Origin of the sequence: Paludibaculum fermentans (assembly GCF_015277775.1) — a bacterium.
Taxonomy (GTDB): domain Bacteria; phylum Acidobacteriota; class Terriglobia; order Bryobacterales; family Bryobacteraceae; genus Paludibaculum; species Paludibaculum fermentans.
The window spans coordinates 2,526,730-2,542,024 of record NZ_CP063849.1 but is presented as its reverse complement, the minus strand read 5'-3'; the positions used below and the strand labels follow the sequence as shown (position 1 = coordinate 2,542,024).

9 protein-coding genes are annotated in these 15,295 nt (G+C 63.8%); 5 read left to right on the top strand and 4 right to left on the bottom strand.

Annotation, left to right across the window (positions count from 1 at the left end):
* The first annotated feature begins 667 nt into the window (after positions 1-667).
* Together IRI77_RS09940 and IRI77_RS09935 are read left to right on the top strand one after the other, a co-directional pair.
* Positions 668-5,542, top strand: a complete 4,875-nt coding sequence (locus IRI77_RS09940; protein WP_194451916.1) for a beta strand repeat-containing protein — start codon at positions 668-670, stop codon at positions 5,540-5,542.
* A gap of 178 nt (positions 5,543-5,720) precedes the next feature.
* The gene (locus IRI77_RS09935; protein WP_194451915.1) at positions 5,721-6,125 is read left to right on the top strand and encodes a hypothetical protein; all 405 of its coding nucleotides are present in this window, start codon (positions 5,721-5,723) and stop codon (positions 6,123-6,125) included.
* Positions 6,126-6,173: 48 nt separating this feature from the next.
* Here IRI77_RS09935 and IRI77_RS09930 read toward each other — a convergent pair whose 3' ends face one another.
* On the bottom strand, positions 6,174-7,241 hold the full coding sequence (locus tag IRI77_RS09930; protein WP_194451914.1) for a D-2-hydroxyacid dehydrogenase: 1,068 nt from the start codon (positions 7,239-7,241) through the stop codon (positions 6,174-6,176).
* A gap of 50 nt (positions 7,242-7,291) precedes the next feature.
* On the opposite strand from IRI77_RS09930, the gene IRI77_RS09925 reads away from it, so the two are divergent.
* Complete coding sequence (locus IRI77_RS09925) at positions 7,292-7,891, top strand: YdeI/OmpD-associated family protein (RefSeq protein WP_194451913.1); 600 nt, start codon at positions 7,292-7,294, stop codon at positions 7,889-7,891.
* A 12-nt stretch (positions 7,892-7,903) separates the two neighbouring features.
* Here the strand turns inward: IRI77_RS09925 and IRI77_RS09920 are convergent, their stop codons facing one another.
* Positions 7,904-8,446, bottom strand: a complete 543-nt coding sequence (locus IRI77_RS09920) for a DinB family protein (RefSeq protein ID WP_194451912.1) — start codon at positions 8,444-8,446, stop codon at positions 7,904-7,906.
* Positions 8,447-8,621: 175 nt separating this feature from the next.
* Here IRI77_RS09920 and IRI77_RS09915 point away from each other — a divergent pair, with 175 nt between their 5' ends.
* On the top strand, positions 8,622-9,734 hold the full coding sequence (locus IRI77_RS09915) for an FG-GAP repeat domain-containing protein (protein WP_194451911.1): 1,113 nt from the start codon (positions 8,622-8,624) through the stop codon (positions 9,732-9,734).
* Between the two features lie 78 nt (positions 9,735-9,812).
* Positions 9,813-11,981, top strand: coding sequence for an alpha-galactosidase (locus IRI77_RS09910; protein ID WP_194451910.1), 2,169 nt, complete (start codon positions 9,813-9,815; stop codon positions 11,979-11,981).
* A gap of 250 nt (positions 11,982-12,231) precedes the next feature.
* Here the strand turns inward: IRI77_RS09910 and IRI77_RS09905 are convergent, their stop codons facing one another.
* Positions 12,232-12,660 carry an OsmC family protein gene (locus IRI77_RS09905; protein WP_194451909.1) on the bottom strand — a complete coding sequence of 143 codons (429 nt, stop codon included), beginning with the start codon at positions 12,658-12,660 and terminating at the stop codon, positions 12,232-12,234.
* An 82-nt stretch (positions 12,661-12,742) separates the two neighbouring features.
* Positions 12,743-15,190: an ABC transporter permease gene (locus IRI77_RS09900; protein ID WP_194451908.1), complete on the bottom strand. Its 2,448-nt coding sequence runs from the start codon at positions 15,188-15,190 to the stop codon at positions 12,743-12,745.
* Between the last annotated feature and the right edge of the window lie 105 nt (positions 15,191-15,295).

The following is a 15,295-nucleotide window of genomic DNA, read 5'->3' as shown; positions in this document are numbered from 1 at the left end:
GGCTGTCGAAATATTCATGACCTATGACGGGTTTTGGCGCGTTTCTTCGCAATGCGCGGTGAGGGGTGAGACGGAGGGACGGCCGCGCACGAAGGAGTGCCGCTTCATCGGTGGTCCCGTTCCTGTGGATTGTTTCTGGTGCTGGCTGGTGATTGCGGCGGGTCGCGAGTTGGTTCAGGCCTCAACAGTTGCCCGTAACAAAGACGCGCTGGCGAAGGGTCGCAGTACTGCCTGAGTGGAACCTTTCGGTGGCTATCCGCTCACTCACGTTCGCGGCTCAATTTGCGGGTTGGTCCGCTTTGGCGGACTGCTGGGCCATGCGGGACTCATTTGCGTTCGCGGGTCTGTTCGTTGTGGGCCGGGATGGGCTGCCTGGTTTGCGATTCACGGTGCGACCAATGGGGCCGTGGAGTATCGCGGCGTTTCGAGATGGATCAGAGGGGGAGGTTCGAGGCAGATGCTCGCTGAACATGACCAGATTTCGCGCTTGCCGCAGCGGATGGGTGTTGCCATGAGTGCCTGGACGGAGGAGTCCGCTGAGCAGAATCCTGTAAAGCCCTGCTGGCGGCAGAGCCGACGGGCGCACACGGGCGCTACCTGGGAAGAAACCACAATTGTGCCACCGGCGAAGGGGTGGCACATGCAGTTGCAGAGCCTTGGAGGGATCATGCGGCCAACGGCCACTCGTGTTGAAGAACCGTCCCGCGAACGCGTCTCGAGCGCGTCCCGCATCATTAATGCCTGCCTGCGGGCGATTGTCCTGCTGATTTTTGCGATGGCCCTGCCCGGCGGGTTGCTGGCGCAGCAGTTTGCCCACATCGATCCACTGCATTTCACCAAAGCGTTTGGCGCGGACGACCCGCTGCCACAGGTGCTGGCGGTGGCGAGCACGACTGCCACCAATTTCGGCTTCAGTGTGGCGGCATCGACATCCTCCGGCGGGAACTGGCTGACGGCGTCGCCCTCGGGCAACTGCTGCGTCACTCCGCGCGGCGTGCGCGTCATTGTGACGACCAGTCCAGCGATGGCGGTGGGCACCTACTCGGGGCAAGTCGTCTTTACGTCCGGAGCCCTTTCGTTGACGGTACCCGTGACGCTTGTGGTCGCGCCGGTTTCGGGCACGTTTTTCGACAATACTCCGGGCCAGGTGAGTTTCTCCATGTTGCCTGGCGGACACCCGCCCTCGCAGGTCGTCCAGATCCGGAACGGCGGCGTTGGGAGTCTGAACTGGACCCTGAGCACCACCACTTCGAACGCCGGGAACTGGCTGACCGTGTCAGCGACGTCGGGCACGGCTCCCTCCCTGGTCACAGTGGGCATCAACACCGCCAACCTGCCCAACGGCGGCAGTACGGCTGGTACGTACAGCGGGCAATTGCTGTTCCAGACCGCCGGAGGGGCCAGTGTCATCAGTGTTCCTATTGCACTTACCATCTCTCCGAACGCCATGGCGCAGGTGAATGCGCTGAGTTTCACCAAGCCCTATGCGGGTAACGACCCATTGCCTCAAACCGTGACCATCTCCAGCCTGGGGGCCGCTTTCAATTTCAGTACGTCGGCGACGAGCGGTTCCAATGGTGGAACATGGCTGAGTGTCAGCCCGGCCGGGAACTGCTGCACCTCACCGCGCGCGCTGACGATCAGCGTGCAACCGCTCGTGTCCCTGGCGGCGGGGACTTACTTCGGCCAGGTTCTGGCGGACAACGGGTCGCAGATGATGGTCATTCCCGTGACCCTGACGATCGCGCCGACGAATGCTCCGTTCCTTGACAACATGGCCGGCCAGCTGAGTTTCTCGCTGCCGACCTCCGCCGCCAATCCTCCGCCGAATCAACTGGTGCAGATCCGCAATGGAGGGCCGAGTACGCTGAACTGGACGGTCACGCCGGTGACACATGATGGAGGAAACTGGCTGACGGTTTCGAACCTCAGCGGTACGGCGCCCTCCGAGATCTCCATCGGCATCGTACCCGCGAATCTACCTAACGGCACGCTGACCGGGGGTGTTTACACGGCGAACCTGTTGTTCCTGACAACGGGTAGCAGCGTGACGGTTCCAATCACAGTAGCGGTGGGCCAGGGTTTCGAGCAGGTGAACGGCCTCAGCTTCACCATGCTGCAAGCCGGTCCAAACCCGCTGCCCCAGAATGTCACCATTGCCAGCCTTGGGGCGGCTACCGGATTCAGTGTCGCTTACTCCACGGCGACCGGAGGCAGTTGGCTGTCCGTTACGCCTTCCGGGAACTGTTGCGTGACGCCGAGGGCGTTGGTGGCCACTGTGAATGCGCCGCCCACGATGCCGGCGGGCACGTACACGGCGCAAATTGTCGCCTATAGCGGCGCCACGTCCGTCACGGTGCCTGTGACGCTCACGGTCGCGGCGGCGGCCACTACCTTCTTCGATAACGTGCCCGGCCAATTGAGCTTCACCATGACTCCGGCCGGCAGCGCGCCTTCGCCGCAGGTGTTCCAGGTTCGCAACAGAGGGACAGGGACCCTGAACTGGAGCGTCACGGCGAGTACGTTCGATGGAGGCAGTTGGCTGACAGTGGCGAATACGAGCGGGACCGCGCCCTCGCTTGTCACGGTGGGAATTGTCCCGGGCAACCTGCCGAACGGAGGACTGGTGGCCGGAGTCTTCACCGGACAGCTACGCTTCGACATGGGCGGCGGCAGTACGGTGACCGTTCCGGTGAGCGTCCAGGTGGGGGCCAATGTCTTTGGCCAGCTCAGCGGAGTTCATTTCACCATGCAGCAGGGAGGTGCGAATCCGCTGCCCCAAATTGTGACCGCCACCCACACGGCCTCACCGATTGGCTTCAGTGTGGCCTCCGCGACGGGCAGCGGCGGCGCGTGGCTGACGGTCACGCCGACTGGAAACTGCTGCGCCACGCCGCGGCCGATCAAGTTGACCGTCGCCGCGCCCGTGGGCATGCCCGCCGGGACCTATACGGCCCAAGTCTCGTTCTACAGCGGCCAGACCTCACAGACTGTTCCGGTGACCCTCACGGTTTCGCCGGCCAACCAGCCGTTCTTCGACAATGTTCCGGGGCTGTTGAGCTATTCCCTGGCGACGCACGCCGGCAATCCGGCGGCGCAGACGGTACAGCTTCGCAATCGCGGGACTGGGACCTTGAACTGGACGGCCCTGACCAGCACTTTTGATGGCAACAACTGGCTGACCGTTTCAGCGGCCAGCGGCACCGCGCCTTCCAAGGTGAGTATCGGCATCGTCACCCAGAATCTGCCGAATCAGGGGCTGGTGGCGGGTGTCTTCACGGGGCAGGTGCTTTTCCTTTCGGGCGCCAGCAGCGTCACCGTGCCCATCAGCGTGGTGGTGGGCGGCAATGGATTTGCCCAGGTGAACGGGCTGCATTTCACGATGCCGCAAGGCGGGGCGAACCCGCTACCGCAGATCGTCACGACGACGAGTATCGGGGCCGCGCTCGGGTTCAGCGTGGCCGGCGCCACCGGCAATGGCGGCAACTGGATGACCGTCTCTCCGACGGGCAATTGTTGTGCCACTCCTCGAGTGCTCACCGTTTCGATCGCCGCTCCGGTGGGCCTGGCGGCGGGCACTTATACGGGAGAGGTCATCCTGGACAGCGGGACGACCGCCATGGTTGTGCCCGTGACGCTGACCGTTTCGCCGGGTAACCAGCCGTTCTTCGACAACGTGCAGGGCCAGATGTACTTCTCGGCTGCCACTGCGGGGAGCCCGGCCAGCCAGCAGTTGACGATTCGCAGGATGGGCACCGGGCCTTTGAACTGGACGGTTACTCCGATGACGTTCGACAACGGAGCCTGGCTGCAAGTTTCGGCCGGCAGCGGCACGGCGCCCTCGACCGTCACTGTCAGTATTGTTCCGGGGAACCTGCCGAATCTCGGGCTGGTCGCCGGGCAGTTTAACGGCCAACTGCTGTTTGAGAGCGGCACCAGCAGTGTGACGGTGCCGGTGGCTGTTCAATTGGGGACGAATATTTTCACCCAGATGAGCGGGCTCAACTTCACGATGCCGTTTGGAGGGGCCAACCCGCTGTCGCAGACGGCCACGGTGAACTCGAACGGTACGGCGCTTGGATTCTCCGCTTTGGGCTCGTCGGGCAACGGCGGCTCCTGGTTGTCGATTACACCGTCGGGGAACTGTTGCGCGACGCCACGGCTGATCACGTTCAACGTGGCCGGCGCTCCTGGCGGCATTGCGGTGCCGGCGGGGGTCCATACGGGCCAGGCTGTGTTCAACGGGGGGACGTCGGCCGTGACCGTGCCCGTCACGCTCACCGTGCAAAGTCCCACCTGGAGTGTAGCCAAGACCCATAGTGGGGTTTTTGCCCAGGGCCAGCAGAATGCCACCTATTCGGTAACGGTTACCAATCCGGGAGGAGGCGCGGCGACCAGTGGCACGGTGTCAGTGACGGAAGCGGTGCCGGCAGGCATGACGCTGGTTTCCATGGCGGGCAATGGCTGGACCTGCCCGGCGGGCGGAAACACCTGCACGCGGAGTAACTCGCTGGCCTCCGGAGCGAGCTACCCGGCAATCACAGTGACTGTCAACGTGTCGGGGGCCGCCCCGGCGTTGGTGACCAACCAGGTCAGCGTGACGGGCGGCGGACTCCAGGACGGACAGGCGAGCGATGCCACGCTGATCATCACCGGACCCACCCCGGTCACGGTGACGCCCGGCAGTGGAAGCGGCAACACGCAGACCTTTACCGGCCTGTTCGCGGTGGCCGACGACTATCACAACCTGGCGTGGGTCCAGATGTTGTTCGCGGTGAGCCCCGACGGCGGCGGCCAGTCGTTCTGCTTCGTGCACTACGATGTGGCAGGGAATGGCTTGTGGCTGTACGGCGACGGCGGATTCTTCGTCGGTCCCGTGACTCCGGGTACGTTGTCGAACGGACTTCAGAACTCGCTGTGCGCCCTGAATACTTCCGCTTCCACGGTGGTGGGCGCCGGCCCGACCCTAACGGTGAACGCGAACCTGGTATTCAAACAGGCGAGCGTCCGTAACATCTACATGCGCACGCTGGACCGGTCCGGTATCGACTCGGGCTGGGTGCAGCGAGGCACTTGGACATCGTTGGCCGCGACACTGGGGACCATGACCGTGGGGCCCAACTCCGGCACCGGTTCCTCGCAGACGTTCACTCTGACTTATCCGGATCCTCCGGGATTTGCGGGCAGCGCGTTCGGCTGGGTGCAGTTCCTGATCGCGGCCGCGACGGATGGCGGGGGACAGCCTTTCTGCTTCCTCCATTACGACCGCGGGGGCAACGGGTTGTGGATGTACTCCAGCGACGTGGGCTTCTTCCTCGGCCCGGTTACGCCGGGCGTGGCCTCCAATGCATTGAACAGCAGCGCATGTTCCATCAACACGGGCGGGACCACTGTCCAGAATACGAATGGGAATCTGGTGGTGACTACGCCGGTCACGATGAAGGCTCCGATGTCGGGGGCGAAGATGATGTTCCAGCGGACCTTGGATGTGCTGAACCGGGACACCGGGATGGTGCAGACAGGTACGTGGACGATCCCATAGGCGGCCGTGCACCGCACGTCCGGCATTAAGGACGGAGCGGGTGCGGGTGATTGAGACTCAACGCGGGGCCGGAAGTCCGGCCTCCGCGTTGTTTTCATTGGCGGCATCCGAATATTCCTGTTGTGGGAGCGCCTCACGGGCGGCCGGGACGTAGACTGGTGAGATGCATTGGGTTTCGATGGTCCTTGCGGTGGCGGGCGCCCTGGTACTTTCCGGCTGCTCGAAACAGGCAGGCAAGCCGGTGGAAGATGTCGGCGGCGGGCAAAACGTCACGCGGTTCCAGCTCACATCGGTGAAGGGCACGCGCAATGGGGACCGGCTCGATGTAGCGGCCTTGTATGGTGATGGCGCGGCCCAGATCGCGGTGCAACTGCATTTCCGGGTGACTCCTCCTACCACGCTGGAGTTGGGCAGTTGGAAGGGGCTGGGCAAGGAGGGGGCGGTGCATGAGCGGTCGTCAACCTTCCTGGGCGGGCAGTCAGGGCCTCCCAGTATCGGAGGCAGTTTCGACCTGCTGGGCGCGGACGGCCAGGCGTTGTTTCGTGTCCGGATCCCAGTGCAGGCTCTGGACCGGGTGTATTAGCAGGCTTTGCACGGGCCGGCGGGCCCCCCTGATCGAAAATAGCTGCCGTCAGTAGCCGGCTTGCTTGTCCACCACGTTGACCAACGGCAGGCCGGCGGCATAGCGGCGGACGTTCTCGGCGAAGAAGTCGATGAGGCGCACCTGACGATCCGGGCTCCAGCCGGAGGTGTGCGCCGTCATGACGACGTTGGGCAGGTCGAAGATGGGATGCTCGCTGGGCGGCGGTTCCTGCGGAAAGACGTCGAGGCCGGCACCCGCGATCCAGCCTTGCTTCAAGGCCTTCACCAGCGCCATGTCATCGAAGAGGCGACCCCGGGAAAGCGCCAGGAAGTAGGCGGTCTTCTTCATTGAACGGAAGACAGACTCGTTGAACATGCGCTCAGTGGTGGGGGTGAGCGGGGCAGCGGCCACCAGGACGTCGGCGCGAGGGACGAGATCAGGGAAGTAGTCGGGCGAGTGGAGCTCGTCGACGTATTCGGGCTTGGGGATCGGCCTGGCGTCGGTGGCGATGATCTTCATGTCGAAGCCGTAGTGGGCGCGGCGGGCCATGAAAGAGCCGATGCCGCCCATGCCGACGATGGCCATGGTGCGGCCGACGAGTTCCGTATGATCGGCCGATTTGGGGTTGCCGACGGGCTTCATCTGGCGTTTGGCGAACTGCGGCATGTAATGGGTGGTGATGCCGCGGGTGAGGCACAGCAGCATGCCGATGCCGGTTTCACTGATGCCGGGGGCGAAGATCCGCGCGTAATTGGTGACGACCGCCGGGTGGGTTTTGAGTTCGGGTGCCATGCCTTCCATGCCGGCGCCGCCGGATTGGACCCATTTCAGCTTTGGGGCGTAGTCGAGTTCGGCACCGGCGATTTCGCCGTAGACGACGTCGGCTTCGCGCAGGAGGGTGCGGTATTGCTGGCGGTTGCCGGCGATGACGAGTTCGATGGCGGCAGGGGTCGCGGCCTGGATCCTGCGGACCTCCTCGGGCTCGAACTTGTACATGGTGACGATTTTGATCGGGCCGCCGGCGGGCTTGGGCGCGACCTGATTCTCGGCTGCCAGGGCCGGGGCGGAGCCGGCGGCGGCGACAAACGTCCTGCGAGTGAAGTTCTTTACCGGCATGGGGTTTGTTTTAGCACATATTTTGACGGGCGGATGGTAGGATCTGGCAAATGGCTGCAATTTATGTCGATCCGGAAAAAGTCCGCGAGTTTCCGGACCCTGAGAGTTTCTACCGATGGCTGGGGAAGAACCACGAGCGGGCCGACGAGGTCTGGATCAAGATGCACAAGGTGGGGTCGGGGTTGAAGTCGATCAATGCCAAGGAGGCGATCGACGTAGTGCTGTGCTGGGGCTGGATCGACGCGGTGCGGAAGGGGTTCGACGAGAATAGCTTTCTGCAGCGCTACACACCGCGCGGGAAGAAGAGCATCTGGAGCCAGATCAATGTCGACAACGTCGCGCGGCTGGTGAAGGAAGGGCGTATGACGGAGTACGGGCTGCGGGCCGTGGAGGCGGCGAAGCAGGACGGGCGATGGGATCGCGCGTATGGGAGCGGCCAGGAGATGAAGATCCCTGACGACCTGCAGGCCGCAATAGAGGCCGAGCCACGGGCCAAGGAGATGCTGTCGCGGTTGAGCGAGCAGAATCGCTTTGCGCTGGCCTTTCGCGTGCATCACATGAAGACCGAGGCCGGCCGGCGGAGGAAGATCGCGGTGTTTGTGGAGATGCTGAAGAGAGGGGAAACGATTTATCCGCAGCGCAAGAAGTGAGGGCGGCGGAACTTAAGCGGATTTTCTGGGCGGGATGATGATGTGGCCGCCCTGTTCCCGCAGGTCCGGGGCTGCGATGCCCTGCAGGGCCAGCAGGGTCGCCAATTGGCCGCCGTGGTGGGTGTCGTGCGACAGGATCCGCCAGATCATCCACTGGCGCGAGACCACGTAGTCGAATATCACCTGAGTCTCAAAGAGGTCGTCGACGGTCCATTCCTCCAGCAGGCGGTGGATGGGTTGCCAGGACAGCGCGAGCCAATCGTTGAGCGCGGCCGGGTCATCGGAGGCTGCAGCCTCCTCGGCGACTGAACGCGTGCCGTCTTCGCCGTACTGCCATTGCGGAACGCGCGCGGCAACGGATTCGATGCCCGGGGCCTTCATCCGGTCGAGCCAGGTGATGCGGCCCATGCAGATGTGCCGGAGGAGTTCGCCCGCGGTGCGGCGGTCCGGTGCGGGCCTCCAGTTGAGCTGATCCCTGGTGAGCGGCGCGGCGGCGCGCAGCAGGCTGGTCTGGTAGCCGTCCCAGCCTTCCAGGATTCTGGAGAGCTTGTGCAAGGCAGTGAATCTCCTCTAGTCAAAGGGTTGGGACTGCTCTGCGGCGATTCTAGCAGCCCGGGTAAGGCGGGGCGGAATACTGGGGGGCCGGACACCAGCAGGAATCACCCGGCGACAGGATGGCTGACACGGCTGCTGCCCGGCATCGCGGTGTGATACATTCTGGCTGATTCCAATGATCTCCCGACTTGCCCTTCTCGCCTTCTTCTTTGTCACTCGTCCCCCTGAGCTTACCTTCGACAAATCGATGATTGACGGGGGTGCGGCGGAGCCCGCCGCGTTTGCCGATATCAATGGAGACAAGCGGCTCGATATCGTCGCGGGTGAGTTCTGGTACGAGGCGCCGAACTGGACTCCGCACCGGTTCCGGACACTGCCCTTTCTCAATAACTACGTCGACGACTTCTCTGACCTGGTGGCCGACTACGATGGCGACGGGAAGCTGGATGTCGTCAGCGTGGGCTGGTTCTCGAAGAATGTCTCATGGTGGAAGAATCCGGGAACGGCTACCGGCGAATGGAAGCGCCAGGACATCGAGACGAAGTACAACGTCGAGTTCGCGTTCCTGGTGGACGCGGACAGCGACGGCAAGGCCCTGGAAATTCTGCCGCAGTTCGGCAACGGAAATGCTCCCCTGACCTGGTATGAATTCAAGGGCGGAGCGTGGCAGGCGCACGTGGTGAGCCCGAAGAGCTACGGGCATGGGATCGGCCTGGGTGATGTGAATGGGGACAAACGGAACGATATCGTGACGCCGAAGGGGTGGTTTGAGGCTCCCGCGGATCCGCGGAATCAGCCTTGGATTTATCACGCTGACTTCGATCTCGGGGATACGGGCTTTTTGCATGTGACGGACGTGAACGGCGACGGCCGGGCGGACATCGTCACCTCGATGGCGCACAACTACGGCATCTTCTGGCTGGAGCAGGGGGGCGACGGTAAGTGGATCAAGCACCTGATCGACGACTCCTGGTCGCAGGGGCATGCCACCGTGTTGGTGGATATGAACAAGGACGGCCGCCTGGACCTGTTGACCGGGAAGCGGTATATGGCGCACAACGGCAAGGATCCGGGCGAGCGCGAACCCCTGGGCGTGTACTGGTATGAGAACTCCAAGGACGACAAGGGCGAGCCGATGTTTGTCCGGCACGTAATCGACTATTCGACGCGGACGGGCGGGGGCATGCAGATCGCAGTGGCCGATATCAACGGCGATGGCCGGCCCGATTTCGCGACAGGCGGCAAGTCCGGCCTGTTCCTCTTCAAGAGCGTGGCTCCCAGGAAGTAGGCCAACCCTCCGCCTGGGGCGTTGATCCGGGCTCGGATTCAGAGCCCGGAATCCGATATGCTATCTCTGCCGACGACCATGCGACCACTCATCCTTTGCGCTTTCCTGCTCGCGCCCGCGTTTGGCGCGGATTCCATCCGATTCCTGGCCGAGAAGAGGGTATTTGTGCTCGACGCGGGCCCCAATACCTATGTCCTCGGGCTCAATGAGCGCGGCGAGATCCAGCCTCTGTATTTCGGTCAGCGCCTGTGGCGCGACCAGGATCTGCCAGGAGCGCGGACCATGCCCGAGTGGGCTTCGTTCGACCGGACATCGACGACCACGCCACAAGAGTATCCGGGCTACGGCGCGGGTCTGTTCGTCGAGCCGGGTCTCAAAGTCACCCTGCAGAATGGCGTGCGCGACACAGTGCTCAAGTATGTGTCGCACGAGATCAAGGGGGACACGCTGGAGATCCGGGCGAAGGATCTGGGGTATGACCTGCAGGTGTCGTTGTTCTATCACGTGTATCCGCAGGGCATCGTCGAGAAGCATACGGTCATCACGAACAAGACGCCGAATGTGCTGACGCTGGAATCGGCGCAGTCCGGTACGTTGCATCTCCCGCAAGGTGAGGGCTACCGGCTGACCTATCTTTACGGCCGTTGGGCGGGTGAAACACAGATGGTGCACGAGGCCATCAACCCGGGCGTGAAAGTACTGGAGAGCCGTCGCGGCAATACGAGCCATCAGGCGAATCCGTGGTTTGCCATCGACGGTCCGGAGCCGGTGAGCGAGACGCACGGTCCGGTCTGGTTTGGAGCGTTGGGCTGGTCAGGCAACTGGCGGCTCGCGGTGGAACAGACTCCGCATCAGCAGGTGCGCGTGACGGGCGGGCTGAATACCTTCGACTTCGCGCACACGCTGAAGCCGGGCGAGTCGCTGGAGACGCCGCCGTTCTACCTGGGCTTCACCGATCAGGGTTTCGGCGAGGCTTCGCGCGCCTTCCATCGCTTCCAGCGGGAGTACATCCTGCCGGGCGGATTGACGTCAAAGGCGCGGCCGATTCTGTACAACTCATGGGAAGCGACGACATTCGATGTGAACGAGCAGGGCCAGACGGAACTGGCGAAAAAGGCAGCGTCGCTGGGTGTGGAGCGCTTCGTGATGGACGACGGCTGGTTTGGCGCGCGCAACGACGACCACGCGGGCCTGGGCGACTGGACCGTCAATCCGAAGAAGTTCCCGAATGGCCTGAAGGGACTGATCGCGAATGTAAAGTCGCTGGGGATGGACTTCGGCCTGTGGGTCGAACCGGAGATGGTGAACCCCAACAGCGACCTGTACCGCGCGCATCCCGACTGGGCGATGCACTTCCCGGACCGGCCGCGGAGCGAGGCCCGGAATCAACTGATTCTGAACATGGCCCGCGACGATGCGAAGGAGCATATCTTCACGGTGCTGGACAAGCTCGTCAGCGAGAATGAGATCGCGTTCCTCAAGTGGGACATGAACCGCAATGCGTCGGAACCCGGCTGGCCCGAGGTGGCCCCCGCCGAGCAGAAGAAGATGTGGCTGCAGTACACACGGAACGTGTACGAGATCATCGACCGGCTGCGGAAGAAGCATCCGGGGCTGGAGATCGAGTCGTGCTCCGGCGGCGGCGGGCGTATCGACCTGGGCATTCTGCGACGGGTGGACCAGGTGTGGACTTCGGACAACACGGACGCGCTGGACAGGCTGAAGATCCAGGAAGGCTACACGCAGGCCTACACGCCGAAGGCAATGATGGCCTGGGTGACCGATGTGCCGAACTTCAACGGGCGGTCGACTCCGCTCGCGTTCCGGTTCCTGGTGGCGATGCAGGGTTCACTGGGCATCGGCAACAACCTGAACCACTGGAAGGCGGAGGATTTCGCCCTGGCGAAGAAGATGGTCGCCTACTACAAGCAGGTGCGGACGACGGTGCAGACCGGGAAGCTCTACCGCCTGGCCTCGCCGCGTGATCCGTCGGGTTTCCAGTCGAGCCAGTATGTTGCCGAGGATGGGAAGCAGTCTGTGGTGTTCGCGACTCTGCATTCGCAGCAATACGGCCGGCCGGTGCCGATCCTGCACCTGCAGGGGCTCGATGAGAAGGCTGTGTACAGGGTGACAGTATTGGATGGCCGGCCCGTGGAGTTGAGCGGCGCCAGCCTGATGCATCGAGGTCTAGAGCTGCGCCTGGGGGGTGATTACGCAGCCACTTCAGTCCTGATCGAGCGGATTTAACGGCCGGTAGCTCTCTCCCTCCCGCCGGTCGTTTCTCTGACGGGGTAAGCGGCCCAGGCCGCGCCCCGTCTGGGGTTCCAGCCCCGCAGCGCGCTAATTTGGGCCTTGCCCGCGACTTCCGGCAGGAGCCGCACCATCGCCGGGGAGCCCGCCGGGGCAGGCCGTTGAGCTTCCCCGCGTATCCCGGCAGAGCCACAGTCGCGAGAGGGCTGCCGGCTCCACCGGATTCCAGTCCAGATAGGGGTTCGCGCTAGACGAGGGTGGCCGACAGCTCGATCGGCACGGCGGAGAGCGCTACGGACACAGGACAGTTCTTCTTGGCGTTATCGGCCACCTCGGCAAACTCCTCGGCCGTGAGACCAGGTACGGAAGCCGTGGTCGTGAGGACGATCTTGGCGATCTTAATGCCGGGGTTGAGCAGTTCCATGTGCACCGCGGCCACGGTGTCGATGGAAGCCGGGGGCTTGCCTGCACCGCTGAGCAGCGCGGAGAGCATCATGCTGTAGCAGCCGGCATGCGCGGCGGCGATCAGTTCCTCCGGATTGGTGCCCGGACCGTCGGCGGTCCGCGACTTCACGCTGTAGGGGGCATCCACGGCTCCACTGGCACCCTTCACGCGGCCGGAGCCTTCCATCAGGGATCCGGACCAGTGCGCCTCACCTTTGCGAATAATGGCCATTCGTGTCTCTCCTTGGGCGTGCGCGCTTCAGCTCCGCACGCCTCTGTAGAGATGCTCTACAAGAGACCGAGGCTTCGACGATCTATTCCCAGCGGAGCGCTTTCAGCGGTTCCACCCGGAAGGCGCGCAACGCGGGTCCACCGCACGCCAGGGCAGCCGACGCGGCGAGGAGCAGGCACACTGCCCCGAGGGTGAGCGGATCGTTCGGGCTGACTCCGTAGATCATGCTCTGCATGCCGCGGGCGAGGACGAGGGAGCCGGCCAGTCCCGCAGCCAGGCCGAGGCCGACGAGGACGAAGCCGCGGCCATACACCATGCGGAAGATATCGGAGCCGTTGGCGCCCAGCGCCTTCCTGACGCCGAACTCCTGCGTGCGTTGCGAGACCAGGTGTGCCATGACGCCGAAGACGCCGATGCCGGCCAGCAGGGTGGCTGCCACGGCAAAGACTCCGAAGAGATACATGTTGAAGCGGCGAGAGTTCAATTGGCTGGAGACACGCTGCTCCATCGTGAGCAGGTTGGCCACGGCGATCTCGCTATCCAGGCGCCGCATGGAGGTTCGCAGCATGTTCGCCGCCTGTGAGGGGTCTTCGCTGGTGGATACCGCCACGGCGTAGTTGCGCATGGGTCCTGCTCCGACCGCCTGCCGCCACCAGCTGTATGCCTGGGCGTCGGGTTCCTGGTCGAGACCGCGCACCTTCACGTCGCCGACCACACCGATGACTTTCATCCATTTTTCATCGGAGGCCGGAGTGCCCCATTTCAAGCGCTTGCCAACCGGCGATCCGCCCGGCAGGAATCGGCGGGCGAAGCTCTCGCTGACGATGACAGCGCCTTCCGTGTCCGGGCGATCCTCGAGCCCGAAGTAGCGGCCCTGCTTCAAGGGGATCCCCAGCGCCTGGAAATAGGCTCCAGCGACCAGGAAGTGGGTGCAGACGGGTTCACGGCCTGGTGTCAGGCTCTGCTCGCCCTCGACGGCAAAGATGCGGCGCCAGGTGCCTTCGAGGGGCAGGTTGCTGGAGAGTCCGACGTTGCGTACCCCGGGTTGAGTGGAGAGATCCTCCATCAGCCGCCGCTGAAACGATTCGACATCGGACGGTTTCGCATACCGGACGCCGGGCAGGGCCAGAGACGCGGTGATGATATGGTCGCTGCGGAAGCCGGGATTGGAGCCCTTCAGGGTGAAGAAGGTCCGCATGAGAAGGCCCGCGCCGACGAGCAGGATCATGGCCAGCGCGACCTGGGCGACCGCGAACCAGTTGCCGAGGCGGGAGCGGCCGCGGGAGCCCATGCTGCCGGAGCTGCCGGCCCGCAGCGAGACCATCAGGTCCGTATGGCTGGATGCCATGGCCGGGGCGAGCCCAAAGGCGAGCGTGGCGATGAGCGAGACACCGAGCGTGAACAGCAGGACCATGGGGTCCATGTTGATTTCGGCTTTGCGCGGCAGGTCTGCCGGCGCCAGGCTCACCAGCGCTTCCAGGCCGAACTGGGCGGCCAGCAGGCCCGCGATGCCACCGCCTACCCCCAGCACGAGGCTCTCTGACAGGAACTGACTCATGACGCGGCCGCGTGTTGCTCCCAGCGACTGGCGCACCGCGACTTCGCGCTGGCGGCCCAGGCTCCGGATCAGCATCAGGTTCGAGATGTTCGCGCAGCCCACCAGCAGCAGCAGCGCGACAGCGCCCATCAGTACGCCCAACAGCGGTTTGGTGCGGCCGATAATCTCCTCTGTCAGGGGGGTGACAGCGGCCATAAGTTTGATCCCCTTGGCCAAGTCCTGGGGATAGGTCTGCCGGATCTGCTCGGCCACGCGGTCTGAATCCTGCCGCGCCTGTTCAATGGTCACCCCCGGCTTCAAGCGGGCGATTACGCTGTAGTCGAAGTTGTCGCCGATACGGGAGAGGTCCTCCGCGCTCCAAGACATGGGTAGCCAGAGGTCGGCGGGTCCGCTGCCGCTGAGCGTCTGCTCGGGAAACTGGAAGCCCTTGGGCATCACGCCCGCCACGGTGTAGGTTTCGCGGTCGAGCCTTACGGTTTTGCCGACGATGGCCGGATCGCCGCCGAACTGGCGCTGCCAGAGCGCATTGCTGAGGATGAGGGTCCTGACGCGCCGCAGGTCGTCGTCCTTCGAGATGTTATGGCCGAGCGCCGGAGACACACCGAGCATGGGGAACAGGCTCCAGGTGATGCGTGTGCTCTTCACCCGGACGGGCTCACCGCCGCCGGCCAGGTCGCCCGTTTGTGTGCCGAAGGCGCCCACTTGCTGGAAGGCATTGGTATGACGTTCAAACTCACCCACGTCCGGAGCGGAGAACGGGATCGGCGCCTGAATCAGCGCCGGAATCCGGGTCTGGACCAGGCAGAGCTGCCCGGGCTGGGCGAAGGGGAGCGGCCGCAGCCAGACGGCATTCACCACGCTGAAGATGGTCGTGTTCAGGGCGATGCCCAATCCGAGGGTGGCTATGACGGCAAAGGCGAAGCCCGGCGTCTTCCGCAAGTTCCGGACGGCGATGCGCAGATCGTTCCACATGCTCGTTACCGGTGATCAGCCTGAGGGCCATCCCGAGGACAATTTGGAATCAATGGCTTAGCCGTAGATGAGACGTGCCGTGGTGTCCGGATTCGGGACGGCCGT